The sequence below is a fragment of the Acinetobacter sp. CIP 102529 genome (assembly GCF_000368325.1).
Taxonomy (GTDB): domain Bacteria; phylum Pseudomonadota; class Gammaproteobacteria; order Pseudomonadales; family Moraxellaceae; genus Acinetobacter; species Acinetobacter parvus.
In genome coordinates this window covers 577,495-602,240 of the sequence record NZ_KB849355.1, presented here as the reverse complement: position 1 = coordinate 602,240, position 24,746 = coordinate 577,495, and the positions used below count along the sequence as shown (strand labels likewise).

Here is a 24,746-nt window from a genome sequence, read left to right as displayed (position 1 = left end):
ATGGAAATCTGGCAATAAACGCAGTTGAAACCATTGTCCTTTTTCTGGGGAAACCTTACGGTTACAGTCGATACCAAACATAAATCGAATACCATGTTTTCTTATGGTTTTTAGATTTCCAGTCGATGAATACCAACTATCACCTGTAATAAATTGAATCTTTGCACCCCAACTGAGTACTTCACTTAACATATCCATAAAGTAATCATTCTTGGTTTTACCCTCAGATTTGTCATAAATTCGGAAATTAATTGGAATATTTTGACCATTTTGATCTGTCGCATACAAGGTAATGAGATTAATACCCTTGACGGATCGGTGGTGTTTGCCTGACCAAAAATAGCTAACCAAGTCCATATGTTGACTATATGGTTTATCTAAAACAGTATCATCAATACTGATTATAAGTTCATTATTATCAATATGTTGAATTGCTTCTTGATATAGGTCGTGAGTTGTGTAGTCTTCACGCTCCAGAAAGCGATTTACACTATCATGCGAGATATTATAAGTCTCAGCAAGTTGTGTGCAGCGAATAGAGTTCGGTTCTGTCATGAGAAAGCCCATATAAATGGGTAATGTACAAGTTGCTGTAGAAGCATGTTTAGTTCGTCTGATCACAGATACTTTAAAACTATTTTAATACTTTTTTGAATCCGTCAATGCGTAAGTCCTAGAAAATATAAAAAAGAAAAGCCTTAATAAAAGGCTTTTCTTTTTTCAGAATAAGTTAATCTGGTTATTTACGATTACGATTCCAGGCATCACGGGAAGCAAGTTTTGCCTCATCCCAAGACAAGCGTGATTCAGCTCTTGATTTTTCCCAATTGACTTTTAGCTCTGGCTCAATCTCTTCAAATGCCACATCAGGATCATAAATTGCATCATTGTCATAACCTAAACGATACGCCTGCTGGTAATCCCGTTCATAATTCAGGTCTGGATAATTTGCCTTGGTTGTACCATAGTAAGGCTGATTAATGTAGTTTTCACGCCAATAGGCATCTTCAACCGTTGGATCAATCGCTTCACCAACCGCACTACCTGCCAAACCACCCACGACAGCACCAACTGCTCCACCAACCAATGTACCCAATGGCCCACCAACACTACCTACAGCAGCGCCTGCCGCTGCTCCACCTGCTGCACCCAGGCCTGTTCCTACAGGATGCGAACCAGGCTCTCCAGTAATTGGATCGGCATTCAACTCTTTTTTAACTTCATCTGGAGCATTTTTAATTTGCTCACGATCAAAATCATCTGCATGTGTCATTTCTATTCTCCTTAAAATGGATAATCACCGTAAGAGTTACATTCTTAATAAAATCTTCAGTGATGTTTAAATTGTCTATTCCACAATAAAATAGGATTTTGTTAAAAAAAAGGCCTAATATTTTATTAGAAGTTAAAATTTATAGTGTTTAGTAACAAAAAAAATATATTGAAATATTAGGGTCGGTTGACATTTAATAATGGCAACTAAATGTATATGCAAGCGGCTTTTTTGCACAGTTCTATCTCTAAGGGTTATTCCACAATATAATTTTCAAATGAATAGAGGTGGTCCCACTTGTTTGAACAACTAAAAGCTTATTTATAAGTCATATTTTGCTCTAGTTAAGCTATAGCAAACCCTACTATATAAGCTATATTGATTTAAAACCAAGCACTAGGGCATCATAATTTTCAATTTCTTCACCTTTGTGAAAAGTCGCGTTATCTAAAATGATAATACGGTCTTTCATCGGTTTTGACTTCCCAAATGATTATCCGAATGAAGTTAACCAACTTTCAAATACACTACGATTACAACAGCTTTCAAATAGTATAGGCATGATAAATTTAGTTTTTCTGCCAAAGATATAGTACCAATAAAGCTCATAGGTCTGGAAGATAGACCTGAACGGGTGGCATGACATCTTGTACCTTTCTTTGACCATCCCATTTGGGCGACTTCATTGCAACTCATGCCAGCTTCATCCATATAATAGATATCTGATGGATCAACTCGTTTGAGTATTTCTAAAAAATGACAAGTTTGCGATTTATGGTGAGTATCATGATAATGTTTCATGACTTTTTCACGTAAATTTACAGAATATATTTTAGGTATGGGTAAAATCTCAAATAAATCCAAGTGTAGCTTATATTTTGCTAATTGCTATATATTGTACTCAGTTTAAAGATAAGAAAATGCAAAAGTACCCATATGCATCAATTGGATATTGCATGTTTTTGAAAAGAACCAAATGTGGTCACTTTGCATAGCAACACTTTAAGGCGTAAAATAGCCGATTAGTTTATTTTCTAGGAAAGCTGTTCAGTGCAGATTCATTTAAATGTAGATCAATGGGTTATGGCACGTGACCGTCACCGTTTAAATCGACTGCGCAAAGATAAAAAAACACAACCAGCAGAAATCGAAAAACTGTTTGAACAGTCTAACCACAAAGTCAAGCAACGTCTTGCTCGTCTTCCCAAGATCAAGCTCAATCAGGATTTACCTGTTACTCAGTATGCAGATCGCTTGATCGAAGCGATTCAAAAGCATCAGGTCATTATTGTGGCGGGTGAAACGGGTTCGGGTAAAACCACGCAGTTACCACAAATTGCTATGCTTGCAGGTCGTGGTCTTACGGGAATGATTGGGCATACTCAGCCGCGACGTTTAGCTGCTCGCAGTGTCTCACAACGTATTGCAGAAGAAGTTGGGCAGAAACTGGGCGAGGCGATTGGCTTTAAAATCCGTTTTAATGAGCAGGGATCGCAGGATTCTATCGTGCGTTTGATGACTGATGGTATTTTGTTGGCTGAGCTGACCAATGACCGATTTCTTTCAAAATACGACACCATCATTATTGATGAGGCACATGAACGCTCCCTCAACATTGACTTTATCATGGGCTATCTCAAGCAACTTTTACCCAAGCGCCCAGATTTAAAAGTTATCGTCACCTCAGCAACGTTAGATGTAAATCGTTTTAGCCAATACTTCAATGATGCACCGATTTTTGAAGTAGAAGGGCGCAGCTTCCCTGTAGAAGTGCGTTATCGTCCGATCTCTGAGCTGAGTATTGTTGGCAGTGATGATGATGAGTTTGATGATTTTGAAGAAAATCTACCGCGTGCTGTTGTACAAGCGGTCGAAGAGTGTTTTGCTGATGCTGAGGGTAAAGGGCATCCAGAACATGCTGATATCTTGATTTTTGCCAGCACTGAGCAAGAAATCCGAGAATTACAAGAAACGCTGCAAAAATATGGTCCTCGTCATACTGAAGTGTTGCCTTTGTATGCACGTTTGGCACTCGCCGAGCAGCAAAAGATTTTCAGTCCAAGCGGTAAAGGTCGCCGTATCATTATTGCAACCAACGTTGCTGAAACAGCATTAACCGTTCCTAATATCCGTTATGTGATCGATAGCGGTTTTGCTCGTATTTCACGTTATAACTACCGTTCACGTGTGCAACGCTTACCGATTGAAGCGATTTCACAGGCAGCAGCCAATCAGCGTAAAGGTCGTTGTGGTCGTATTGCTGCGGGTGTGTGTATTCGTCTATACAGTGAAGAAGATTTTTTAAGTCGTCCTGAGTTTACCGAACCAGAGATCAAACGGACGAACTTGGCTTCTGTAATTTTACAAATGCAAAGTCTTGGTTTAGGTGGTTTAGAAGATTTTGACTTTATTGAGCCACCTGATTTCCGTTTGGTGAATGATGGGCGCAAGCTTTTGATTGAGTTGGGTGCATTAAGCGAACGTAAGAATGATTTAACTAAAGTCGGTCAAATGATGGCACGCATGCCGATTGATCCACGATTAGCTCGTATGCTGATTGGTGGCGCTCATTTTGGTGTGCTGAAAGAAACATTGATTATTGTCAGTGCCTTGGCGATTCAAGATCCACGAGAACGACCTGCCGATAAGCAAATGCAGGCTGATCAGAAGCATGCTTTATTCAAAGAAGCAGATTCAGACTTTTTATTCTATTTAAAACTCTGGAATACGCTGCAAACCAGTCCTGATACGCAGTCTGAAAACAAGCGCCGTCAATTTGCGCGTCAACATTTTTTGAGTTGGTTGCGTTTACGGGAATGGAAGCAAACCCATCAGCAATTAGTTGAGTTGGCTGAAGGATTAAAGTTGAGCTTTAATGAAAAGGCAGCCAATTATGAAAATTTACATCGTGCTTTGTTAACGGGTTTACTGTCATTTATCGCCAATAAAACCGATGAACGTAACACCTTTATGGCGGTACGCCAGCAAAAAGCCAAAGTATTTCCTGCCAGTACGCTGCATAAGACCAATACCGCCTGGGTGATGGCTTTTGAGATGGTGGAAACCTCTCAAGTGTATTTGAGAACCTTAGCCAAAATTGATCCAGAATGGATTTTGTTGGCGGCACGTGATTTATTGAAGTATCACTATTTTGAACCGCATTGGTCGAAAAAAGCGGGTATTGTGAATGCCTATGCGCAAATTTCATTGTTTGGTTTAATTATTGAACCAAAACGTATGGTGAATTTTGAGAAAGTTGATCAAGCCGCGGCACATGAAATCTTTTTACGGGATGCCTTAACGACTGGTAATTTGGGTATTACGCCACCGTTTTTAAAGCATAATTTATTGAAGCTTGAAGAAGTTGAACGTGTTGAAGATAAATTGCGTCGTCGTGATTTGGTGGTCGATGAAGAAACTATTTATCAATTTTATGCTGAAAAAGTGCCAGAGGAAATTGCTAGCCGCCGTAGTTTTGAGGATTGGCGAGCAACAGTAGAAACAGAAAATCCGCGTTATCTGTTTGTTGAAGATGATGCGTTGTGGATGAATGATCGGCCAACCACGCAGCAATTCCCAGATTATTTACATAATGGACAATTGCGTTTAGTTGCGAGTTATCGTTTTGATCCAAGCCATGATGAAGATGGTGCAACAGTTAAAATTCCTGTGCAGGCTTTGCCACAGGTCGATGAAAAGCAATGGTCATGGGGGATTCCTGGGTGGCGTCAGGATTTAATAGAGGCTTTGCTCAAGGCGTTGCCTAAAGACAAACGTCGTAATTTAGTCCCGATTCCAGATACTGCGAAAAAACTGATGCAAGGTGTTGATGCAGTACATTTACGTGAGCACTTATTTAGTTATTTAGCTTTTGCTCTGCGTGGTGAGCAGATTACTGAAAAAGATTTTTCTTTTGAACGAATTGATCAATATCTTGTACCTTTTATTAAAGTTGTGGATGAAAAAGGCAAACTCATTGCGCAAGGACGTGATTTAGATGAACTCAAAGCGCGTTGTCGTGTTGAAACGCATCGCCCTGTGAAACAGCAAAAGGGTGAGTTCCAGACTTTTCCTGAAAATTTTGTGTTTGAGGCTTCCCAAAAAGTCACAGGTGTTATTGTCAAGCAATATCAGGCACTTGTTCCTACAAAAGCCTTTGCTGAATTGGATGCCAAAGATGAATCGGGTGTGGTGATTCAAACTTTTAATGATCAAGATGAAGCCATCAAGCAACATCGTGAGGGGATTATTCGTCTTGTGCATATGCAGTTGGGTGATTTAATCCGTCAGTTGAAAAAACAGATTTCCAAACCATTAGCTTTGGCATATTCGCCTTTAGGTGATCGGGCGAAGTTGGAACAAATGCTGGTTTATGCAACCTTACAAGTTTCAATAAAAACTTTGCCTAAAAATACAGCGGAATTTAATCAGCTAATCGTTGATGTGAAAAAGCAATTTTTGGCAGATGGTCAAAAAGTTTTAATTGATATTACTGATATTTTTACTCAATGGCAGCAAATTCGTTGCGAGTTATTGGTTTTAGATCAGGATATCTTTGGTCGAAGTGTGGATGACATTGAAGACCAACTTGATTTAATGTCATTGGCAGACTTTGTTTATAGCCGATCTGCCGAGATTTGGCAGGAATACCCACGTTATTTGAAAGCGTTGCTATTGCGTTTAGACCGATTGCCCAATAATCTACAACGTGACCTCGCTGCAATTGATGATGTCGATCCATGGATGGACAAAGTATTTAAATTTAAAAATGATCCTAAAATCAAAGAATTGTATTTGATGTTGGAAGAACTTAGAATTTCCTTGTTTTCTCAACCGATGAAAACAAAGCTGCCTATTTCACCAACTAGATTGCAAAAACTATGGGATCGATTAGCAATCGGTTAAACTGAGCGATGATGAAAGCTAGAACCATTCTTTACAGGAGTTTTACATGGGCATCCGTATAACAGGTACAGGTTTATTCCACCCGACCGAATCTATTTCCAATGAAGAGTTGGTTGAAAGTTTAAATGCTTATGTAGAACAATATAATCAAGATCATGCCGCTCAGATTGAAGCAGGCGAAATTGAAGCCTTACGTGGCTCAAGCCCTGAATTTATTGAAAAAGCATCGGGTATCAAAAGCCGTTATGTAGTTGAGAAATCAGGGATACTTGATCCAGCACGTTTACGCCCACGTTTACAAGAGCGTAGCAATGATGAACTTTCACTTCAAGCGGAGTGGGGCGTGATTGCTGCTAAACAGGCAATGGAAAATGCAGGCGTGACCGCAGAAGACATTGATGTTGTCATCTTGGCTTGTTCAAATATGCAACGTGCCTACCCAGCTGTGGCAATTGAAATTCAATCAGCTTTGGGTATCCAAGGTTATGCTTATGACATGAATGTAGCTTGTTCCGCTGCAACTTTTGGCTTAAAGCAAGCCTATGATGCCGTGAAATGTGGTGCGCGTCGTGTATTATTATTGAATGTAGAAATCACGTCAGGTCATTTAGACTACCGTACCCGTGATGCACATTTCATTTTCGGTGATGTTGCAACGGCTTCAATTATCGAAGAAACTGAAACTAAATCTGGTTATGAAATCCTGGATATTCATTTGTTTACTCAGTTCTCAAATAATATTCGTAATAACTTTGGTTTCTTAAACCGCAGTGAAGATGCTGTGGTTGATGACAAATTGTTCCGTCAAGATGGACGTAAAGTGTTTAAAGAAGTTTGCCCATTGGTTGCAAAAATCATTACTGCACAGTTAGAAAAACTTGAATTAACTCCTGAACAAGTTAAACGCTTTTGGTTACATCAAGCGAATGCCAATATGAATGAGTTAATTTTAAAACTCGTTGTTGGTAAAGATGCTGATTTAGATCGTGCACCAATTATTTTGGATGAGTTTGCTAATACATCTTCGGCAGGTGTGATTATTGCGATGCATCGTACTGGCGAGCAGGTCGATGACGGTGAGTATGCTGTGATCTCATCATTCGGTGCGGGTTATTCTGTAGGTTCAATTATTGTACAAAAACATATTGCTAGGACTTACGCATTGACGGATTCAAAAAAGTATTAAAATAGTTTATAAAGTATCTGTGATCAGACGAACTAAACATGCTTCTACAGCAACTTGTACATTACCCATTTATATGGGCTTTCTCATGACAGAACCGAACTCTATTAGCTGCACACAACTTGCCGAGACTTATAATATCTCGCATGATAGTGTAAATCGCTTTCTAGAGCGTGAAGACTACACACCTCACGACCTATATCAAGAAGCAATTCAACATATTGATAATAATAAACTTATAGTCAGTATTGATGATACTGTTTTAGATAAACCATATAGTCAACATATGGACTTAGTTAGCTATTTTTGGTCAGGCAAACACCACCGATCCGTCAAGGGTATTAATCTCATTACCTTGTATGCGACAGATCAGAATGGTCAAAATATTCCAATTAATTTCCGAATTTATGACAAATCTGAGGGTAAAACCAAGAATGATTACTTTATGGATATGTTAAGTGAAGTACTTAGTTGGGGTGCAAAGATTCAATTTATTACAGGTGATAGTTGGTATTCATCGACTGCAAATCTAAAAACCATAAGAAAACATGGTATTCGATTTATGTTTGGTATCGACTGTAACCGTAAGGTTTCCCCAGAAAAAGGACAATGGTTTCAACTGCGTTTATTGCCAGATTTCCATCAGGGTCAAGTGGTCTGGCTCAAAGATTTTGGCTTTGTACAATTATTTAAGACTCAGTTAAAAGAACAGCAGAGGTTTTATATTGTGCATCAAGATGAAGATGATTTATTGTCCTTTGAGGGTTTTCATGAATTACATTCAAGTCATTGGAAAATAGAACAATATCACCGAGTGATTAAACAGGTTTGTCATATTGAAAAGTTTCAAGTAAGACGATCTAAACTGATTTTGAATCATATTTTTTCAGCCTTGATGGCCTACGTCGAGATACAAAAGAACCAGTTTGAGGGGATCTTTGAAAATGTATATCATTGGCAGAAGAAATTATTTAGACCAATGATCAAAAACTTCATTGATGACTTTATTCTCGATAAAAATCATCTGCTACCACAGAGAGTCTATAAATAACAGTGCGTAAGTCCTATTGCTTAAAATTTATAGGCAAAAATAAAAAACCGCATCAATGATGCGGTTTTTTTGATTTTAGCTTATTTAAGTAAGATCGCTAGGTCGATGACTTGTGGAGTTGTGTTAGCACCAATAGTTGAAGCTGCTAAATTTGGTGTTCCATCTACACTGATAGCTAAACGTGCTCTAGGTGTTGTAATTGTTGTATCGCTATTTAAGTCGACTCGATAAAGTACAGATGGTCCAGTTTCACCTGCCACAGTCGCTAAAGCTAAGCCATTGTCACCACCAGCAATATCAAAGCCATTGTCTATACCTAAGTTGATTCCTAAATTACCGATAAGATTTAATGTGCCCGCGTTTGGTGGATTCTGTTTAGTGAGAGTTTTGCCTGTTTGATCAAGATCAAATAGTTCTGTAGCTAACATCGCGATAGGTGTAGCGAAACTATTGGTATATGCTGCTGCAGTGACTTTAGCCTCAGAAATTCCGTTAATATCGCCATCTTTTATAGTATCGCCAGTATCGACGTTAATTCTTAAGTTCTGTCCAGTATTGCTGATTACGCGGAGTCGATCTGCTGTAGGGTTGAAATCAACTGCGAAACTTGTACCATCTAGGTTTGTGAAAGTGCTGCCAGTAGCTGGTTTGAGTGCAGTGATGAGGCTTGCTAAACCAGTGTCTGTATTGATCGTATACAAATTCCCTTTATTGGTTAATCCATATAGCTTGCCAGAATTGTCAGTTGAGGTTCTAAAACGATAGTCAATACCGATAAATTTCTCATCTACAAGCAATCCAGTGAGGCTCTTTTCAGTTACAGTATTTGGATTAGTAATAGCGAAGCTAAGCAGTTTATTGTTTGCTGTTAAACCATAGCCTTGAGCTGTGGCATCGGTTGAACGTTTTAATGCAATGCCACGAATCCCCATGCTATTAAAACTATTATTCAGGTCATGTGATTCAAAAACAGCATCGCTTGAGGTGCCGACATTAGCTAGATTAAGTTTAAAAAATTTATAATTGCCTGATGCGAGTTTGAGTGCGGCAAAACCTACATTGCTGACAGGGTCTATATCAAAACCGCCACCGCCGTTTGTATTAATGTCTGCACCCAAAGCCGTAGAATTACCTAATGTACCTGCGTTCGCATTTTGAAGATAAATGCGATCAGAATTTTGGTCAATGCTATATAGTTTGGTTGAACCTGTGCCAGCAAAGGCATTGGTATAAGCACCTGCAACAACTGCTGCACTACCTGTGGCTAAATTAATCGTGCCATCTGTAATGGTTGCACCAGTATCAACATTGATACGCAAGTTTTGTCCTGTGTTAGAAATTACACGTAGGCGATCTGCAGCAGGGTTAAAATTAACAGTGATAAGGTTGGCATCACCCATAATTTGTGTGAAAGATGCATTTCCATCTGCGTTATCGCTCGGGTCGGCGATGAGTTTTCTCAGGAAACTTGCTTCGCCATTGTTTGGATTTAAAGTATATAAGTTCCCCTGTAGACCAACAGCATAAAGTTTTCCATCTTTAGGGCGGTAATCAATACCTACCAGTTCATCCCCAGACATTAATCCTTTAATCTTGCGGTTAGACACAAGCTTGTCAGGCATTGATCTATCGACTGAACTAATCATTCCATTGGCAGTTAGAATTAAAGTATCGCCAGTATTCACATTTGACGACTCGGCATCGTTGTCTGAATCACTATTACAACCTAACAATGCAAAGCTTGCTAATGCAGTAACAGTCAAAGCTGTAATTTTCTTATTCATGTGTCTATCCTGATCTCAAAGTTATTTATAATAAGAAGTCTTCTTCCAATTAACGGTTTAAATTGACAAAGCTTCTTGATATTCATTTTTTGTTCGGAGGAAATTCCAAAAAAGATGGATGTATTAAGTTTAAAAATACAAATCACAATTTTTTAAAATTCACTTCTACTCCAATCAGGTTATGCGGACTAGGGTGTAAAGTAAATTAATGTTTTTAAGTGATTTTTTGGTAGTAGCGTGTCGATTGGTAATTATTCACGAGGAATTCACGCTCGTTAAGAAACGTTAGTTAGTTCACAGAAATTATTTTTTAAAATTGGATTATCTCATATCAAAAATTAAAAAAGAGAACATGATTGTTCCCTTTTTTAATTTATACAAACTTGATTAAGCTTCTACAGTTTGTACTGCAATTTTCTTGGCAGGGTCAACTTTACGGCGTACCGCAGGCACAGGTTCACCACGATACTGTCGGTCGGCAAAGTAACTTGAACGAACCATTGGCGCAGACCAAATGTTTCTGAAGCCTAATTTACGACCATGTTCTGCGTAGCGCTCAAATTCTTCTGGTGTCACAAAACGATCAATTGGCGCATGTTGTTTGGACGGCTGTAAATATTGTCCAATCGTGACATAGTCCACATCGTGCGCACGCAGATCATCCAGTAATGCAAGCACTTCCTCTTTAGTTTCACCAATCCCAACCATCAAACCACATTTGGTCGGGACATCAGGGCAGTATTCCTTAAACATTTTTAGTAGCGTTAACGAATGCTGATAGTCTGAACCTGGACGCATGGCTTTGTATAAGCGTGGCACGGTTTCAATATTATGATTGAAAACATCGGGTGGACATTCTGTCATGATGCGTAAGGCAATATCCATACGACCACGGAAATCAGGAACTAAAATTTCTAATAAAGTTTTTGGACTCAAAGCGCGAGCTTCTTTAATACAATCCACAAAATGTTGCGCGCCGCCATCGAGTAGGTCATCCCGATCCACCGAAGTAATGACGGCATATTTCAAACCTAAGTTGGCAATGGTTTCTGCCATGTGACGTGGTTCTTCAGGGTCAAGCGCATTTGGTCGACCATGTGCAACGTCACAAAAAGGACAACGTCGGGTACAGATGTCGCCCATGATCATAAAGGTTGCTGTACCACCACCAAAACATTCTGGCAAATTCGGACAGGCCGCTTCTTCACACACGGTATGCAATTTTTGTGCACGCAGCGTAGTTTTAATACGCTGAACCTCTTCTGGTGCGGCCATCTTGACACGAATCCAGTCTGGCTTACGTGGGACTTCAACCGTAGGAATCACCTTTACAGGAATTCTAGCGACTTTTTCCGCGCCACGAAGTTTTACGCCCTGTTCAGGTTTACGGTGTTCAGACATATTTCACTTTTCCCTTAATTATTGAACCGATCAAGACTGCATTATTATAGTCAAGTTTGTAGTAGAAACAGGTATTCATTTTGAAAATGTCAATATTTAAAATATATGGTTGAGAAATACATTAATTCGCCGCATATTAGTTATCATATATTTAGAAGTAACAGCAACAATGAAAGGAGCTTTGAATGCCACGTAAGAAAGAGGTCATTGGTGGGAATATTGTGAAGTTTGATGCAGTTGTTCTCGGTTCTGGCCCTGCGGGTGAAGGCGCGGCAATGAAGCTTGCAAAAGCAGGTAAACGTGTTGCAATTGTTGATGTTCGTGATCAACTCGGTGGTAACTGTGCACACGTGGGAACAATTCCGAGTAAAGCATTACGTCAAACGGTTTCCAGTATTATCCGTTATCAGCGTGATCCAATGTTTCAAAAAGTAGGTGAATGGAAACAGTTCACCATGAAACAGGTGCTGCGTAATGCGCATAAAGTGATTCAGCAGCAAGTCGATACACATACCCGTTTTTATGACCGCAACAAAATTGAGGTCTTTCATGGTCGTGCCTATATTCAGGATAAAAACACCGTCCTGATTTTTGGTCAGGATGGCATTAAGGATAGCATTATCTGTAAACAAATCGTGATCGCAACAGGTAGCCGTCCATATCAACCGAAAGAATTAGACTTTAACCATCCCCGTGTGTTTGATTCAGATAAGATCCTTGATCTGGATTATGCAATCCATAAAATCATTATCTATGGTGCAGGGGTGATTGGCTGTGAATATGCCTCCATTTTCATTGGGCTGGACCATAAAGTTGACTTGATTAATACCCAGCATAAACTTTTAAGCTATCTGGATGATGAAATCGCCGATGCATTGTCTTACCACTTGCGTGAGCAAGGGGTCCTGATTCGCCATAATGAACAAATAGATCATTTAGAAACTTTTGATGATCATGTGGTGCTGCATTTGCAAAGCGGTAAAAAAATTAAAGCCGATGCGATTTTGTGGTGTAACGGACGTTCGGGGAATACCGATGGTTTAGGCTTGGAAAATGTTGGTTTAGTGCCGAATAGTCGTGGTCAGCTCACGGTGAATGACCAATATCAAACCGAAGTTGATAATATTTATGCTGCGGGTGATGTCATTGGCTGGCCATCGTTGGCATCGGCTGCATACGACCAGGGACGCTGTGCTGGGGCGAATATGGTGGGCGAGAAGAACGTTAAACCGATCAAGGATGTCCCAACAGGAATTTATACCATTCCAGAAATTTCATCGATTGGTAAGACTGAACAACAGCTTACCGATGAGAAAGTCCCTTATGAAGTAGGGCAGGCATCTTTCCGTCACTTGGCCCGTGCACAGATTACGGGTGATACGGTAGGTGAATTAAAGATTCTATTCCACCGCGATACTTTGGAAGTCTTGGGTATTCACTGCTTTGGTAATAATGCAGCAGAGATTATCCACATTGGGCAGGTGGTTATGCATAGTCCAGACAATACCCTGAAGTATTTTGTTGAAACAACATTTAACTATCCAACGATGGCGGAAGCCTATCGTGTGGCTGCGTTAAATGGTATGAATCGTCTATTCTAAGCGACATAGACATTGTATGATCAAAATGCCAATCAATATGATTGGCATTTTGCTATGGTGTGTTTGATAAAAAGGTGGATATGAAAACTCAAAAAAATAATTTAATTGTCATCGTGATGGTTTTTCTTATTGCTGCTTATTTGGGATTGGATTTCAAGCAAAAACAAAATACAACCAATGGCTCAGCTCTGCCACCTTCTACCAATTTAGTCATAGATGATCAACAGAAGATCATGCAGGCATATCAACAGCAACGAAGTAATATTCAGGTTCAAGCCCAGGGAACAATAAAAGCAATTTTGCCAGATGACGATCAAGGTTCAAAACATCAAAAAATGATTTTACAACTTGAGAACGGATTGACTGTGTTGATTGCCCACAACATTGATTTGGCACCAAAAATTGAGGGACTTAAAAAAGGCGATAAAGTTGAGTTTTATGGTGAATATGAGTACAACCAAAAAGGTGGTGTGATTCACTGGACTCACCATGATCCTCAAGGAAAACACATTGATGGATGGCTAAAATATCAAGGAAGAATGTATCAATGACATCTTCCTTGAATCCTGATGAACCTAACATGCGCTAAATCAGCTTGTAAGCGCCAATTTTTGACGAGATTTCCATTTAGGTAGGACTTTAGCCAGATAAGCGTCCATGCACCATACTGGGCCAATCAGAAGGAATTGCAGGTCCTTGAAGAATGATGGCTTTTTGCCCTCTACTTTGTGCCCATAAAACTGTCCAATCCAGGCAACCACAAAAACGCCAATATAAAAACCTACCCCTACAGGCAGAATTACAATCAGCCATGCCATGACTGCCAATAGCGCGGCCATTGCCACTGCCAGTACAATATCCAGACGGGCATAAAAGACCAGGGTCAGTACAAGCAGCAGGGCGGTGAGTAGCGTGCTAAAGTGAGCAAGAATCCCAATGATTGAAAAAAGAATGGCTGGAACGCAGACCCAGTGAATTTTTTTATTGGTTTGGTCTTGATGGCTGTCACTATATTCATCAAACCATTCAGTAATTGATTTCACAGCGCTCTCCTTGCTATGCGACTATGTTTTTTTGAATATACCGAAGAAAAGCGAGAGGGTCAAAATGATTCTTGGGAATGATAAGGAAATGATGTCTCTAATTAAAGAAAATAAAAATTTTGGAAACCTAAAACATAAAAAGCCACACAAGGTGGCTTTTTATCGAATTGATGAACCTGAATTAAGAATTTGGACCATCAACGCGTTCTATACTTACTTTCGCAGTGCCGGCATTGGTAACACCGAGTTGCTTAGCTGCGCCATAAGATAAATCTAATACACGGTTACCATGGAATGGACCACGATCGTTAACCTTAACTACAACGCTTTTACCGTTGTCTTTATTGGTCACACGAATGTAACAGTTCAATGGCAGGCTACGATGAGCAGCAGTTAAACCATTCATGTCGAATGTTTCACCGCTTGCAGTCTTACGACCATGAAATTGACGACCATACCATGATGCTACGCCAGTTTGGCTAAACTTACGTACGGTATTAGACGCAACAGTGTTAAGTTTTTCAATCACTGAAGGCTCTTCTTCAGGGATATCAATTTTAGCAGCAATTGTTTGGCGACGTACTTTGTCACCATAACTCTCAGTGATTGAAAGACTATTGACGTTAGAAAAACGAGAATTAAAATTTTGAGAATCTTTGCTCAAAACGCGGGCTGCTAAATTAGAACCTTCAACATCATTTGTTAATGATGATGATTGTACCATTTCAGCATGTAACGGGCTTAAACTTAAGCCTGCCGTCAGCGCTAGAATATATTTCAGCGAAAACTGCATTGTATAAACTCCTAGAGAACATGCTTTTCTATCTCAACAAAACAGCATTGAAATACAGTGCACATGTCTAATTATTCACTTTTGCAATTACTTTTCTTGGGTGGATAATATTCAGCGCTTACGAAGTGTGTCTAGTCTTTAACGATAAATAGTTACAAAAAGGGTAAAAACTTACAGTTTTAGATTAAAAAATAATCAATATTGTAACAAAATATGAAATTTGATTATTTAACACCCTTTTTGAACCATAAATTTATTGACTTTCAGATTTTGTTTAAAAAATCGGGTTATCTTCCTGCGACTTCAGTGCCTAATAACCACACCGCTGTGGCATACATTCGACTCTTATTATAAGTCGTGATTACTTGGAAATTTGGATAGGTGATGTAATAAATAGGTCCAAATTGGTCTTGTAATTGAATAACATTTACTAAATCAAGATCATCTATTTTTACCAACGGGTCAATAGGCGCAATACCCAGTCTTTTCAGCTCTCCATACGGAGTTGGCAGGGTTAAATCCTTGGCAATAATGCTGTCTGGATTGTTGCCAAGATAGCGGGCGGGGAAGCCAATTGGACGATCCCGTTGCCAGCCATGTTGGGCCAAATAGTTCGCAATTGAACCGATTGCATCAACGGCTGAATTCCTTAGATCAATATGGCCATTTCCATCATAGTCAACGCCTAACTTTTGAATGTTGCTTGGCATGAATTGTGGATAGCCGATTGCACCCGCATACGAACCGACGATGCTATTAGTTGGGTAGCTTTCCTTATATGTCCATGCAATCAGTGCTGCCAATTCATCACCAAAATAGTCTGCCCGACGTGGGTATCCAAAGGCCAGTGTTGCAAGCGCATCCCGTGTGATGAAAGAGCCTTTATTGGCGCCATAACCTGTTTCTACGCCTAAGATTCCCAGAATGACCGACTTAGGCACACCAAACTGCTGTTCTGCGCGATTCAGGGCATCTTCATACTGGCTTTTAAAGCGAGCGCCACGTTGAATAGTGCCCTCAACCAGAAACATTGAGCGATATTCATACCAGGGCTTGCTTTCACCAGGACGGGTCATGATATTCAGGATATTGGGCAGGTTGCGTGCCCCACTCATGGCGGCATCTACCTGCTCACTGCTCAGGCCATAAGTGTTCATGGCCTTTTGTTTAAATGCAAAATAATTGGGATGAGTGAAAAATTCATTTGCCTGCGCCCAGTTACTACTCAAAAATAGGCTGGCACTCAAGGTAACAAGTTTAAAAGTTTTATTTAAAGTTTGATGAAACATAATGTTTATATCGTTCCTCATTATCGATGTGTATGAATAGACATCACCAGTCCAAATGTTGACATAAGGGTAATAATTGCAGTGCCACCATAGCTCATAAACGGCAAAGGCACACCCACTACAGGTAAAATACCACTGACCATGCCAGCGTTTACAAATACATAAACAAAAAAGGACAAACCAAATGCGCCCGCGACCAGACGACCATAGTTATGGAAGCTTTGCAGGCCTATCTGGAACGTTCTGAAAATAATGGCGCAATAGAGCAGAATCAGTAGGCTGACCCCAATCAGGCCAAATTCTTCGGAATAGGCCGCAATAATAAAGTCGGTATGCCCTTCTGGCAGAAAGTGCAGATGGGATTGTGTTCCCTCCAGAAAGCCCTTGCCTGAGAACCCGCCTGATCCAATCGCTGTTTTTGACTGGATGATGTTCCAGCCTGTCCCTAAAGCGTCCGCTTCAGGGTTAAAAAGGGTTAAGACGCGCTGACGCTGATAGTCATGCAGTAAAAACTCCCATGCAATTGGGATGATCACGGCCACAGCACCCGCTGCCGCCGCAATCAATCGCCATGACAGGCCACTTAGAAACAGAACAAAAATTCCGCTGGCAAGAACCAGTAATGAAGTTCCCAAGTCGGGCTGCTCAGCAATCAGCAAAAATGGAATGACAATCAAAACCAGAGACAGAATTACCTGAGAAAAGCTGGGTGGTAGTACCTTGCGCGACAGGAACCATGCAATCATCATCGGCATGCCAATTTTCATAAATTCGCTGGGCTGGACGCTACCGAAACCAGGAATATCAATCCAGCGTTGTGCCCCCATACGCACTTCACCAAAAATCACCACTGCAAGCAGCGACAGCACAGCAAAGATATAAAAGTAGGGTGAGAATGCCTGATAAACCTTGGGAGGAATCTGTGCCAGACTGAACATGACCACAAAGCCAATGCCAAAACTCATGGCCTGCTTGCTAACCAAGCCGACATCCTGAGCAGAAGCACTATATAAAACGGTCAATCCCAGCAGGGCATTCAGCACAAGAAACAGGCAAAGCCAGGGGTCGATATGCAGTTGTTGCCAACGGGATAACTGGGTTGCTGTGCTCAAGCCGTCACGCGGCGCTTGACGTAGAAATTTATACTGGGAACTAGGTGCCATGCGAGTGTAGATCGGGAAATCAATGCTTGGCGAATGCTAACATAAATGCGGATTTAGAGCGTGCAAATTTAGAAAATGTGACATTTATAAGCATTCAATCTATAGAATGAAATGGCAATACATTTGTTCATAGGATTTATACCATAAAATGCTATAAATCAACCTAATAGATGAGTAGGGCTGTAGTGCATACGCCCAATAAAAAGCGATGGTTTCATGACCATCGCTTTTGCATCATTTGCTGAATTACTTTTGAACCAATAACTGATCAAAATGTTTTGCAAATACTTCAAGTTCACCTTGGCTTAAACCTGGGATGAGCTTGTTGATCACAATGTGAACGGCTGTTTCGACACCACTGGTTGCAACGCTCGCAACACCGCGTTTCATCATGCCCAGACCCAGCGTTTTGTTAAATTCGGTCATGAAGTGGTGAGTCAATGCATCAGCAAAAGTTTTAAATTGCTGGGTTAATGCATCACGTTGTGCCTTGCCATTTCCAGCAGCGACTTCTGCAAAGCTTTTTTTCATGTCAGCGACCAGCGTATCAGGTAGAACCGTACCAATACGTTGTTGACCATCATTGTCAGTAAACAGGCTTTTTTCCATAAACGACAACGATTCAAGAACCTGCTCGTTCGATGCCTTGCCTAATAATTGCTTAAGTAAAGTCTCAACAATGCCACGGATTTTGATTGCAAGTTTCTCGGTGGTGTCACGCTTATCACTTGGCGGAAACTTTTGAACCAGCTTAATCAGCATGTTATCTAATAATTCATCAGTCAACTGTAGAGAAATTTTGTCACGCAACGGATATTGTGGTTCTTTACTGTCACGGTTGGCTTGTGCAAGTTTAATATCCTGACTCAAACCTGCTGATGGAAGAATACCGAAATAACTGGTCATTGAAGAACGTCCTCTATATCAAATTTATCCGAATAGCCGTAAAACCTCGGGGTTTAGCCCGAGGATATAAGGCTGCAATCCGCTAGTCCCCCTTGTGGGGATTAGCTAGGATTGCTAAAAACATTTGAATCTAGTAATCCATGTGCTATGATAATTACGTTGTATATTTTTAGTCAGCAGACTGATACAACACGAAAAAAACAGTTTTCCCCATTGTAATCCGTGCACTCTTTGCAATCCGAAAGGTAGGACTACATTGGAATAAGAAGCAGAGAACTATAGTATCTGTTTCGTGGCAGGACATTGCCATCTAGCAGTAGGAATCCCCGTCCTTTAGGTCGGGGAGGATGTCAATCGTTTTATTGTCGTGCCAGACGAATTGGCTCGGGCATCCATGACAAATCCGATACACGGCATGGGTTAATATCCAGCCCCCCGCGGCGTGTATAGGTTGCATAAACCATCAGCTTTTCTGGTTGAAGCAGTTGCCAAATATCCGCAAATATTTGCTCAACACATTGCTCATGGAAACCATTATGCTGACGGTAAGAGATAATATAGGCTAACATACTGCGATAACAAGGTCTTTTGCCTTGCAGACGAATAAAAACCGTGCCCCAGTCAGGTTGGCCTGTCACAGGGCAGTTGCTTCTTAAAAGATGTGAATACAGTTCAATTTCAACATGATCCTGACTGCTTGAGTCGAGTTGCAGCAAGCTTGAGTCTGGGTGTTCAGACAGGCGTTCAGGAATCAGCTCATCAATACAGATGCCTGTCGGTTTGGAAATGGCCAAGTCATCGACCTGAAACAGTTGTAGCTCAATCTTTGCACCAGCAGCCTGAGACAAGTCACGTTCCACTGTTTCAATAAATGTTTCTCTTGACTGAAATTGGGTAAAGTTCAGGCTGTTGAAATATAGCTTGAGCGACTTTGATTCAATCAGGTTGGGGGAGCTGGCTGGCAGGGTGATGCGGCCAATCGCCACCTGTGGCAAACCGAGCTGGTTTAACCATGAAATTTCAAAGACATGCCACCAATCCTTACCCTGACTAATGCCGTCAATATGTGCATATTGTTGACGGGAATCAGCGCGGGCAATTGGAAACAAAACCTCTGGCTGATATTGAGTTGGGTATTGGGTGTCTTTGCCCAACAAGGAAAGTTCAACACTCATTCACGCATTCCTGAACCACGAGCTAATAAATGATAGGCAATTGCATAGAGGGCAACGCAGCATAGTGTCACGATGCTCAATGAAAAGGATACATTGACATCACTGTGTCCTAAAATACCGTAACGGAACGCATTGACCATATAGACAATTGGATTGATTAAAGACAGGTTTTGCCAAAATGGGCTTAACGCGCTAATCGCATAAAAGACACCACCCAGATAGGTGAGCGGGGTCAATACAAAAGTCGGGATAATCGAAATATCATCAAATGACTTGGCATAAACGGCATTGATAAAACCACCAAGTGAAAATAACAACGAAGTAATGATGACGGTGTAGACCGTCACAAATAAATTGTAAATTTCCAGATGGGTAAAGAACAGGCTCATTAGGGTTACAATCAAGCCAACCAGCACACCACGGCTTACACCGCCAATCACATAACCCCAAAGAATCAGGTGTAAGGGCACAGGGCTCATGATCAGTTCTTCAATACTTTTTTGAAATTTTGCACTAAAGAAACTTGATGAGACGTTGGCATAGCTGTTGGTAATCACAGCCATCATAATCAGGCCTGGCACAATGAACTGCATATAGCTAAAGCCACCCATTTCACCAATACGTGAGCCGACCAGGTTGCCGAAAATCACAAAGTATAAACTCATGGTGATGGCAGGTGGCAGCAAGGTTTGTGGCCAAATCCGCATAAAACGGCGAATTTCTTTAACAACCAAAGTCCAGAGTGCGGTTTTAAGCTGATTGAAGTTCATTGATTCGCTCCCGCAAGATTCTTCTCGACCATTTTCACGAACAATTCTTCCAGACGATTGGATTTATTGCGCATACTGTTGACCTGAATATTCTGTGATTGCAGGATCAGGAACAGGTCATTCATGTTATGCGCCTTGTCCATGGTCACTTCCAAAGTCACAGGATCGACCAGATTAAACTTGAACCCGATAATATCGAGTTGTAAATGCTCAATCGGTCGTGCTAGATCGAAAATAAAGGATTCTTCGTTCAACTGATTAAGGAAACCTTTCATACTGGTATCTTCCTTAATCACACCACGGTCAATGATGGCAATACGACGGCACAGCATTTCTGCTTCTTCCAGATAGTGTGTCGTCAGGATGATTGAAGTGCCTTTCTCATTCATTTCAGTGAGGAAATCCCACATGGAACGGCGTAGCTCAATATCCACACCCGCAGTTGGTTCGTCCAAAATCAAGAGTTTGGGTTCATGCATCATGGCACGGGCGATCATTAGGCGGCGTTTCATCCCGCCAGACAGCATGCGTGACTGGATATTACGTTTTTCCCATAACCCCAGTTTTTCTAAATAATGTTCGGCACGTTGTTCAGCCAGTTTTTTCGGAATACCGTAATAACCCGCCTGGGTCACCAGAATATCAAAGGTTTTTTCAAACTGACCAAAGTTAAACTCTTGTGGGACGACACCAAGACATTGTTTGGCATGTGAGGGGTGGGTATCAAGGTTATGCCCAAAGATTTCAACCGAACCCGATGTCTTTTTGGTTAAGGAACTGATGATACTGATTGTGGTTGATTTACCTGCACCATTTGGACCCAGTAGTGCATAAAATTCACCCTCAGGCACAGTTAAATCAATACCTTTTAATGCCTGAAAACCATTACGATAAGTTTTGGACAAATCGCTCAACACCAAAGCATCAGTCATGAACGTCTCACGTTATTTAATAGAATGCGTATTTTGAGCGATATAAAAGAATAAACCAAGTGGAAAAACAGGTTTATGGCGTGTTAAAAACAGAACGATCACAGAAAGGGAAGTATCTTAAGAAGATGGTGCGCTCAGCGCGCTCAGGAATTTTTATTTAAGTTTCTGAAATTAAATTTATTATTATTTAAATATTTTTCTTTTACCGCAAAAATTACCGCAAAAATATTAACTAGATATAATTTTAAGTATTTGAAATTTATATTATAAAGCAAAGCCCTCAATTTGTGAGGGCTAGTATTTGTTCCTTATATTTTTCTGCTATTTCAGGCGGAAGTTCTACTCTAGTAGATCCTCCTAATTTCACCTTTTTAAACTCTCCAGTTTTAAAGTGTCTATATATAGTAGCGGTAGAGAGTTTAAGCACTTTTCTGGCTTCATCAATTGTTAATAGCATTCACCCCTCCGCACGTTTACGAATTTTATTAACTGCAATGTTTGTTTGCTGTATTTCAGTCATTGGCTGGCTCCTGTGGGTCATCCCAATTCACCCAAGCAGTTTCACCATCTGCGTCTATTTCACCAGTATGCTCACACTCACCACATGTAACTTTGTCACCACTAAAAAGATAATCTTTAGTGCCTTCAATTGTTTCAACAACATGTTCTGAGCAATCACATTTTGGGCAAGAGTCGAGCCAATCAATTTCGATTTTATTCATGACTTTGCTCCTGTGCTTCCAGTGCTGCTTTAACACCAATTTCAATCAATTCTTGCAGTCGCTCATAAGTAACGCATATTTGTCCAGGCACCGCTTGGGCTTTCTCTTGCCAGACCATCCAAGCCCCCATTAGATATGCATAACTAAGCCTATGATTGGTATGATCTGGGTGGTAATACTGATTTATATTTGGATTAAATTTAAATCCTTCTGAGATAATTATTTCAATGTCTATTAATTCTTCAAACGCCTCTCTTTCTTTTTCAATATCCATCACGCCACCTCAACTCGGTCTTTTGTTAAATTCGTCGAAAGCCGACATAAATTTATCAACAGTAAAATTAATGCTTTTCTTTGCTCCTTCTGGTTCAAATTGATTTGCATACGAAGCGAGACCAAGCCAAAGAATAGAAAATGCAAACAGCTTTGCTGAATCAGGATTTTGAGATTTCATTTCATCAAGCATTGGCGCGATTAATTGCTTAAATACTTGTTCGCCCAACCGATCAGCCGTTCCTTCAAAATTTGTTAAATCTATTTTTTTCATCACGCCACCTTCAAATGTTCTTCAAATTCTTTGCCTAGTTCATAAGCTGCTTTGTTTCCTGTTCCGTCACCTGAAACCAAAACATAGCGATGTCCTTTCTTGAACTCTTTAGCCTTGATCTTTGCTGTAAATCCGCCATCTGCCAAATCGTTCACAACGTAATTCATTTTCAAAAACCAAAACTTGAAAGCGAGTAAATGCTTTGGCTTAACAACTGTTTTCACCATGTCACATCCACCATGACTGCAAGCACAGCCAAAATTAAAATCCCAAGTCTGAGTTCGATCATGCTAACCATCCTTCTTTATCTGATTTAGCTTTGCACGCCTGGCGAATTGTCATGTGAACAGGAGTGCCTTTGTATTTATTAGATATAAAGGTTAAATAATCTAAGTTCTCAGCAGTCTCTATTGATTTTAAATCTTGTTCATATTCTTGCTGTGCTTGCTGTTGGGCTTGAGCTTGTTGCTGTTGGATTTGCTCTTTTTCTTCTTCTGGGAGGTCTTCTCCAGCATAGATATATAAACCAAGACCATGCACGGCAATTCCTTTCACTAAACAGCGCATCATTGCGGTATTAACCTCCATTGCATTAGGATTCTGAATAGCTTTATTTGAGTTGTTGATCACTGGCAGAAACATATACATTGTTTTGCCAAAAGCCGTTACATCACAATGAACCATCATTGTTCCGTCTGGAAAAATCACATGTTCACGAAATGCCCAAGTTGCCAATGGGTCTTGCTTGAGAAGCTCAGATACTGCAAAAGTCCAGGATAAATATGTGAATTTCCCTTTTTTTTCAGTATGACCATTTACATTTATGGCTGCTAAAACAGAAAAATTGCTTTTAACTTCTGAGTCTTGTTTTAGTTCAGCTTGTGCGTTCATTTCAATTCCCCTCCAGCAAGTCACATTTGATTTCAATCAATCGCTTTAAATTGTCTTGTGCATGACTGACACGATTATTAACCGTGTATTTATCTGATAGCGTAAGATCAAAGGTTTCAGTGCCACGCCCGACATAAATGCACTTAATCCAGTTTCCATTGAGAGCGATAATGTACTCATCATTTGATAGTGCAGCCAATTCAGCAGCCGCATTCATTACTTGCGCTTCAAGCTGTGCAAGCTCGAAATATTGAGAAGTTGCGTTCATGAATTAATCCCCCTTGTATCGGCTATTTGAATAGATCGGAGAATCAACCACTCGATCAACATAAGTAGGTTTTTGAACAACCGACTTAGTCATCAAATGCTCAGGTTTAGGAGGGCAGTCGTGAGGAATGCTAAATTCAGAGATTGTTTGCAAATTTGCTTTAATGCCTGCCAACTCTAAGCGTTTTAGAAGATTACTTCTGAAAGTATCTAAGTTCATTCCGCACCCCCAACACGAGCTTTCATTGAAATGACTTCGCCTTTTTCTAATTGCTCTATCTGCTGCTGGGCCTTAGTATTTGCTTGCTCATGAGCAGCGATGCACAAAGCAATGACCAGCAAGCCAAATAAAATCCCAACTTTAAGCACAGCCAAATAGAAAGCTGCTTGCTCGTTTTGTTTTTCCATAGCAGCTTTATTTGCTATTAATTGTTTGTGCTTCTGGTTTTGACGTGCAATACAAAGCTCAATGAAATCTGATTGATCTTCACTCACTGGCTGAATCGTCAGCTTAGGGTCGTTGTTGACCAAATTGGTTTTTGTGTTCATACTTAAATCCTCTTTGAGAGAAAGTCCCGTCCTCGACCAAAATTTCGGGACTTTTAAAATTTAGATTTCGTTTGTATCGAGTAGTCGTAAATCCACACCTGAAATTTCAAGAAAAATATCAGCGTTAAAATTCGGTAATGCACGGATTAAGTCGCGATCTTCTTTGCTTGCTTCTGTTACTGATTTGGTAAAAGCTTCTTTATAATCAAATGCCTTTAAATAACCACCAGTGTGCGAATAACTTGGATTTTCTTGTTTTTCGACATCTGACATATCAGACTCATAAACCCACTCTGTTAATGAGAAATATAAGCAGTTTGGTTTGTTTGCATTCTCCCAATCCTCTCGTAAACACTTCTTTCCGAAAGCCTTGATTGTTTTTGGTGTTTTTGTGTTGAAGTAGCCAGTGTTACAGTTGCCAGTGTTCCAGTTGCCAGTGTTGCAGTTGCCAGTGTTCCAGTTGCCAGTGTTGCGGTCGCCAGTGTTGCAGTGGCCAGTGTT

The 24,746-nt window shown here is 40.4% G+C and carries 28 protein-coding genes and 1 pseudogene; 5 read left to right on the top strand and 24 right to left on the bottom strand.

Going from position 1 to position 24,746, the window contains the following annotated elements; translation table 11 throughout:
- The 3 genes from F972_RS08100 to F972_RS15335 form a co-directional block, all read right to left on the bottom strand.
- Window positions 1-621 (bottom strand): IS701 family transposase (locus F972_RS08100; protein ID WP_228127555.1); only part of this gene is annotated, 621 nt, incomplete at its 3' end.
- A 118-nt stretch (window positions 622-739) separates the two neighbouring features.
- On the bottom strand, window positions 740-1,273 hold the full coding sequence (locus tag F972_RS08095; protein ID WP_004682336.1) for a glycine zipper domain-containing protein: 534 nt from the start codon (window positions 1,271-1,273) through the stop codon (window positions 740-742).
- A gap of 507 nt (window positions 1,274-1,780) precedes the next feature.
- Entirely contained in the window at window positions 1,781-2,137 is a 357-nt protein-coding gene (locus F972_RS15335) for a hypothetical protein (protein WP_081399039.1), read from the bottom strand.
- Between the two features lie 186 nt (window positions 2,138-2,323).
- On the opposite strand from F972_RS15335, the gene hrpA reads away from it, so the two are divergent.
- From hrpA to F972_RS08080, 3 genes are read left to right on the top strand one after another with little or no spacing between them, the layout of a single operon-like run.
- On the top strand, window positions 2,324-6,178 hold the full coding sequence (hrpA, locus tag F972_RS08090) for an ATP-dependent RNA helicase HrpA (RefSeq protein ID WP_004769513.1): 3,855 nt from the start codon (window positions 2,324-2,326) through the stop codon (window positions 6,176-6,178).
- A gap of 46 nt (window positions 6,179-6,224) precedes the next feature.
- The gene (locus F972_RS08085) at window positions 6,225-7,364 is read left to right on the top strand and encodes a beta-ketoacyl-ACP synthase III (RefSeq protein WP_004769512.1); all 1,140 of its coding nucleotides are present in this window, start codon (window positions 6,225-6,227) and stop codon (window positions 7,362-7,364) included.
- Between the two features lie 19 nt (window positions 7,365-7,383).
- Entirely contained in the window at window positions 7,384-8,412 is a 1,029-nt protein-coding gene (locus F972_RS08080; protein ID WP_081399038.1) for an IS701 family transposase, read from the top strand.
- An 80-nt stretch (window positions 8,413-8,492) separates the two neighbouring features.
- On the opposite strand, the gene F972_RS08075 is transcribed toward F972_RS08080, so the two are convergent.
- On the bottom strand, window positions 8,493-10,196 hold the full coding sequence (locus F972_RS08075) for a DUF4394 domain-containing protein (protein ID WP_004769511.1): 1,704 nt from the start codon (window positions 10,194-10,196) through the stop codon (window positions 8,493-8,495).
- 387 nt (window positions 10,197-10,583) lie between these two features.
- Window positions 10,584-11,597 carry a lipoyl synthase gene (gene lipA, locus F972_RS08070; protein WP_004769510.1) on the bottom strand — a complete coding sequence of 338 codons (1,014 nt, stop codon included), beginning with the start codon at window positions 11,595-11,597 and terminating at the stop codon, window positions 10,584-10,586.
- Between the two features lie 185 nt (window positions 11,598-11,782).
- Here lipA and sthA point away from each other — a divergent pair, with 185 nt between their 5' ends.
- Together sthA and F972_RS08060 are read left to right on the top strand one after the other, a co-directional pair.
- Window positions 11,783-13,198 (top strand): Si-specific NAD(P)(+) transhydrogenase, encoded by a 1,416-nt coding sequence (gene sthA / locus F972_RS08065; protein ID WP_004757858.1) that lies wholly within the window; start codon window positions 11,783-11,785, stop codon window positions 13,196-13,198.
- A gap of 80 nt (window positions 13,199-13,278) precedes the next feature.
- Complete coding sequence (locus F972_RS08060) at window positions 13,279-13,749, top strand: DUF3465 domain-containing protein (protein WP_004682325.1); 471 nt, start codon at window positions 13,279-13,281, stop codon at window positions 13,747-13,749.
- A 39-nt stretch (window positions 13,750-13,788) separates the two neighbouring features.
- On the opposite strand, the gene F972_RS08055 is transcribed toward F972_RS08060, so the two are convergent.
- The 19 genes and pseudogenes from F972_RS08055 to F972_RS16585 all read right to left on the bottom strand — a co-directional run.
- On the bottom strand, window positions 13,789-14,241 hold the full coding sequence (locus F972_RS08055) for an Mpo1 family 2-hydroxy fatty acid dioxygenase (RefSeq protein WP_004682320.1): 453 nt from the start codon (window positions 14,239-14,241) through the stop codon (window positions 13,789-13,791).
- A 181-nt stretch (window positions 14,242-14,422) separates the two neighbouring features.
- Window positions 14,423-15,034: a septal ring lytic transglycosylase RlpA family protein gene (locus F972_RS08050; RefSeq protein ID WP_004757860.1), complete on the bottom strand. Its 612-nt coding sequence runs from the start codon at window positions 15,032-15,034 to the stop codon at window positions 14,423-14,425.
- A 287-nt stretch (window positions 15,035-15,321) separates the two neighbouring features.
- On the bottom strand, window positions 15,322-16,323 hold the full coding sequence (gene mltB, locus F972_RS08045; RefSeq protein WP_004682314.1) for a lytic murein transglycosylase B: 1,002 nt from the start codon (window positions 16,321-16,323) through the stop codon (window positions 15,322-15,324).
- A 20-nt stretch (window positions 16,324-16,343) separates the two neighbouring features.
- The gene (rodA, locus tag F972_RS08040) at window positions 16,344-17,486 is read right to left on the bottom strand and encodes a rod shape-determining protein RodA (protein ID WP_004682312.1); all 1,143 of its coding nucleotides are present in this window, start codon (window positions 17,484-17,486) and stop codon (window positions 16,344-16,346) included.
- Window positions 17,487-17,732: 246 nt separating this feature from the next.
- Complete coding sequence (locus F972_RS08035; protein ID WP_004679678.1) at window positions 17,733-18,392, bottom strand: hypothetical protein; 660 nt, start codon at window positions 18,390-18,392, stop codon at window positions 17,733-17,735.
- Between the two features lie 359 nt (window positions 18,393-18,751).
- Window positions 18,752-19,567, bottom strand: coding sequence for an NADPH-dependent 7-cyano-7-deazaguanine reductase QueF (gene queF / locus F972_RS08030; RefSeq protein ID WP_004757862.1), 816 nt, complete (start codon window positions 19,565-19,567; stop codon window positions 18,752-18,754).
- Complete coding sequence (locus F972_RS08025; RefSeq protein WP_004679673.1) at window positions 19,564-20,337, bottom strand: ABC transporter permease; 774 nt, start codon at window positions 20,335-20,337, stop codon at window positions 19,564-19,566. Before F972_RS08025 ends, queF begins: the two co-directional genes overlap by 4 nt.
- Window positions 20,334-21,269 carry an ABC transporter ATP-binding protein gene (locus tag F972_RS08020; RefSeq protein WP_004682310.1) on the bottom strand — a complete coding sequence of 312 codons (936 nt, stop codon included), beginning with the start codon at window positions 21,267-21,269 and terminating at the stop codon, window positions 20,334-20,336. Before F972_RS08020 ends, F972_RS08025 begins: the two co-directional genes overlap by 4 nt.
- Before the next feature lie 280 nt (window positions 21,270-21,549).
- A complete protein-coding gene (locus F972_RS08015; RefSeq protein ID WP_004769507.1) occupies window positions 21,550-21,726 on the bottom strand; it encodes a helix-turn-helix domain-containing protein in 177 nt (58 codons plus the stop codon).
- Between the two features lie 55 nt (window positions 21,727-21,781).
- Entirely contained in the window at window positions 21,782-21,991 is a 210-nt protein-coding gene (locus F972_RS08010) for a hypothetical protein (RefSeq protein ID WP_004769506.1), read from the bottom strand.
- Entirely contained in the window at window positions 21,984-22,265 is a 282-nt protein-coding gene (locus tag F972_RS08005) for a hypothetical protein (protein ID WP_004769505.1), read from the bottom strand. Before F972_RS08005 ends, F972_RS08010 begins: the two co-directional genes overlap by 8 nt.
- A gap of 9 nt (window positions 22,266-22,274) precedes the next feature.
- The gene (locus F972_RS08000) at window positions 22,275-22,538 is read right to left on the bottom strand and encodes a hypothetical protein (RefSeq protein ID WP_004769503.1); all 264 of its coding nucleotides are present in this window, start codon (window positions 22,536-22,538) and stop codon (window positions 22,275-22,277) included.
- Entirely contained in the window at window positions 22,538-22,765 is a 228-nt protein-coding gene (locus F972_RS07995) for a hypothetical protein (protein WP_004769502.1), read from the bottom strand. Before F972_RS07995 ends, F972_RS08000 begins: the two co-directional genes overlap by 1 nt.
- 58 nt (window positions 22,766-22,823) lie before the next feature.
- A complete protein-coding gene (locus F972_RS07990) occupies window positions 22,824-23,429 on the bottom strand; it encodes a Sak single strand annealing protein (RefSeq protein WP_004769501.1) in 606 nt (201 codons plus the stop codon).
- Between the two features lies 1 nt (window position 23,430).
- On the bottom strand, window positions 23,431-23,697 hold the full coding sequence (locus tag F972_RS07985) for a hypothetical protein (RefSeq protein ID WP_004769499.1): 267 nt from the start codon (window positions 23,695-23,697) through the stop codon (window positions 23,431-23,433).
- A gap of 3 nt (window positions 23,698-23,700) precedes the next feature.
- Window positions 23,701-23,916 (bottom strand): hypothetical protein, encoded by a 216-nt coding sequence (locus F972_RS07980; protein ID WP_004769498.1) that lies wholly within the window; start codon window positions 23,914-23,916, stop codon window positions 23,701-23,703.
- Window positions 23,913-24,191 carry a hypothetical protein gene (locus F972_RS07975; protein ID WP_171062623.1) on the bottom strand — a complete coding sequence of 93 codons (279 nt, stop codon included), beginning with the start codon at window positions 24,189-24,191 and terminating at the stop codon, window positions 23,913-23,915. Before F972_RS07975 ends, F972_RS07980 begins: the two co-directional genes overlap by 4 nt.
- Window positions 24,192-24,305: 114 nt before the next feature.
- On the bottom strand, window positions 24,306-24,518 hold the full coding sequence (locus F972_RS16265) for a hypothetical protein (RefSeq protein ID WP_004769496.1): 213 nt from the start codon (window positions 24,516-24,518) through the stop codon (window positions 24,306-24,308).
- A 129-nt stretch (window positions 24,519-24,647) separates the two neighbouring features.
- A pseudogene (locus F972_RS16585) lies at window positions 24,648-24,746 on the bottom strand (hypothetical protein); the annotation flags it as partial.

Excerpts from the sequence above, each read along its gene's own strand:
- F972_RS08060 (WP_004682325.1), top strand. The coding sequence starts at position 13,279 with ATGAAAACTCAAAAAAATAATTTAATTGTCATCGTGATGGTTTTTCTT.
- F972_RS16265 (WP_004769496.1), bottom strand. The coding sequence starts at position 24,518 with ATGTCAGATGTCGAAAAACAAGAAAATCCAAGTTATTCGCACACTGGT.
- F972_RS08095 (WP_004682336.1), bottom strand. The coding sequence starts at position 1,273 with ATGACACATGCAGATGATTTTGATCGTGAGCAAATTAAAAATGCTCCA.
- F972_RS07985 (WP_004769499.1), bottom strand. The coding sequence starts at position 23,697 with ATGAACGCAACTTCTCAATATTTCGAGCTTGCACAGCTTGAAGCGCAA.
- F972_RS08010 (WP_004769506.1), bottom strand. The coding sequence starts at position 21,991 with ATGAATAAAATCGAAATTGATTGGCTCGACTCTTGCCCAAAATGTGAT.
- sthA (WP_004757858.1), top strand. The coding sequence starts at position 11,783 with ATGCCACGTAAGAAAGAGGTCATTGGTGGGAATATTGTGAAGTTTGAT.
- F972_RS08020 (WP_004682310.1), bottom strand. The coding sequence starts at position 21,269 with ATGACTGATGCTTTGGTGTTGAGCGATTTGTCCAAAACTTATCGTAAT.
- F972_RS08015 (WP_004769507.1), bottom strand. The coding sequence starts at position 21,726 with ATGCTATTAACAATTGATGAAGCCAGAAAAGTGCTTAAACTCTCTACC.
- F972_RS08005 (WP_004769505.1), bottom strand. The coding sequence starts at position 22,265 with ATGGATATTGAAAAAGAAAGAGAGGCGTTTGAAGAATTAATAGACATT.
- mltB (WP_004682314.1), bottom strand. The coding sequence starts at position 16,323 with ATGTTTCATCAAACTTTAAATAAAACTTTTAAACTTGTTACCTTGAGT.
- F972_RS08025 (WP_004679673.1), bottom strand. The coding sequence starts at position 20,337 with ATGAACTTCAATCAGCTTAAAACCGCACTCTGGACTTTGGTTGTTAAA.
- F972_RS08035 (WP_004679678.1), bottom strand. The coding sequence starts at position 18,392 with ATGACCAGTTATTTCGGTATTCTTCCATCAGCAGGTTTGAGTCAGGAT.
- F972_RS07980 (WP_004769498.1), bottom strand. The coding sequence starts at position 23,916 with ATGAACTTAGATACTTTCAGAAGTAATCTTCTAAAACGCTTAGAGTTG.
- F972_RS08085 (WP_004769512.1), top strand. The coding sequence starts at position 6,225 with ATGGGCATCCGTATAACAGGTACAGGTTTATTCCACCCGACCGAATCT.
- queF (WP_004757862.1), bottom strand. The coding sequence starts at position 19,567 with ATGAGTGTTGAACTTTCCTTGTTGGGCAAAGACACCCAATACCCAACT.
- F972_RS08075 (WP_004769511.1), bottom strand. The coding sequence starts at position 10,196 with ATGAATAAGAAAATTACAGCTTTGACTGTTACTGCATTAGCAAGCTTT.
- F972_RS07990 (WP_004769501.1), bottom strand. The coding sequence starts at position 23,429 with ATGAACGCACAAGCTGAACTAAAACAAGACTCAGAAGTTAAAAGCAAT.
- F972_RS07995 (WP_004769502.1), bottom strand. The coding sequence starts at position 22,765 with ATGGTGAAAACAGTTGTTAAGCCAAAGCATTTACTCGCTTTCAAGTTT.
- F972_RS08050 (WP_004757860.1), bottom strand. The coding sequence starts at position 15,034 with ATGCAGTTTTCGCTGAAATATATTCTAGCGCTGACGGCAGGCTTAAGT.
- F972_RS08000 (WP_004769503.1), bottom strand. The coding sequence starts at position 22,538 with ATGAAAAAAATAGATTTAACAAATTTTGAAGGAACGGCTGATCGGTTG.
- lipA (WP_004769510.1), bottom strand. The coding sequence starts at position 11,597 with ATGTCTGAACACCGTAAACCTGAACAGGGCGTAAAACTTCGTGGCGCG.
- rodA (WP_004682312.1), bottom strand. The coding sequence starts at position 17,486 with ATGGCACCTAGTTCCCAGTATAAATTTCTACGTCAAGCGCCGCGTGAC.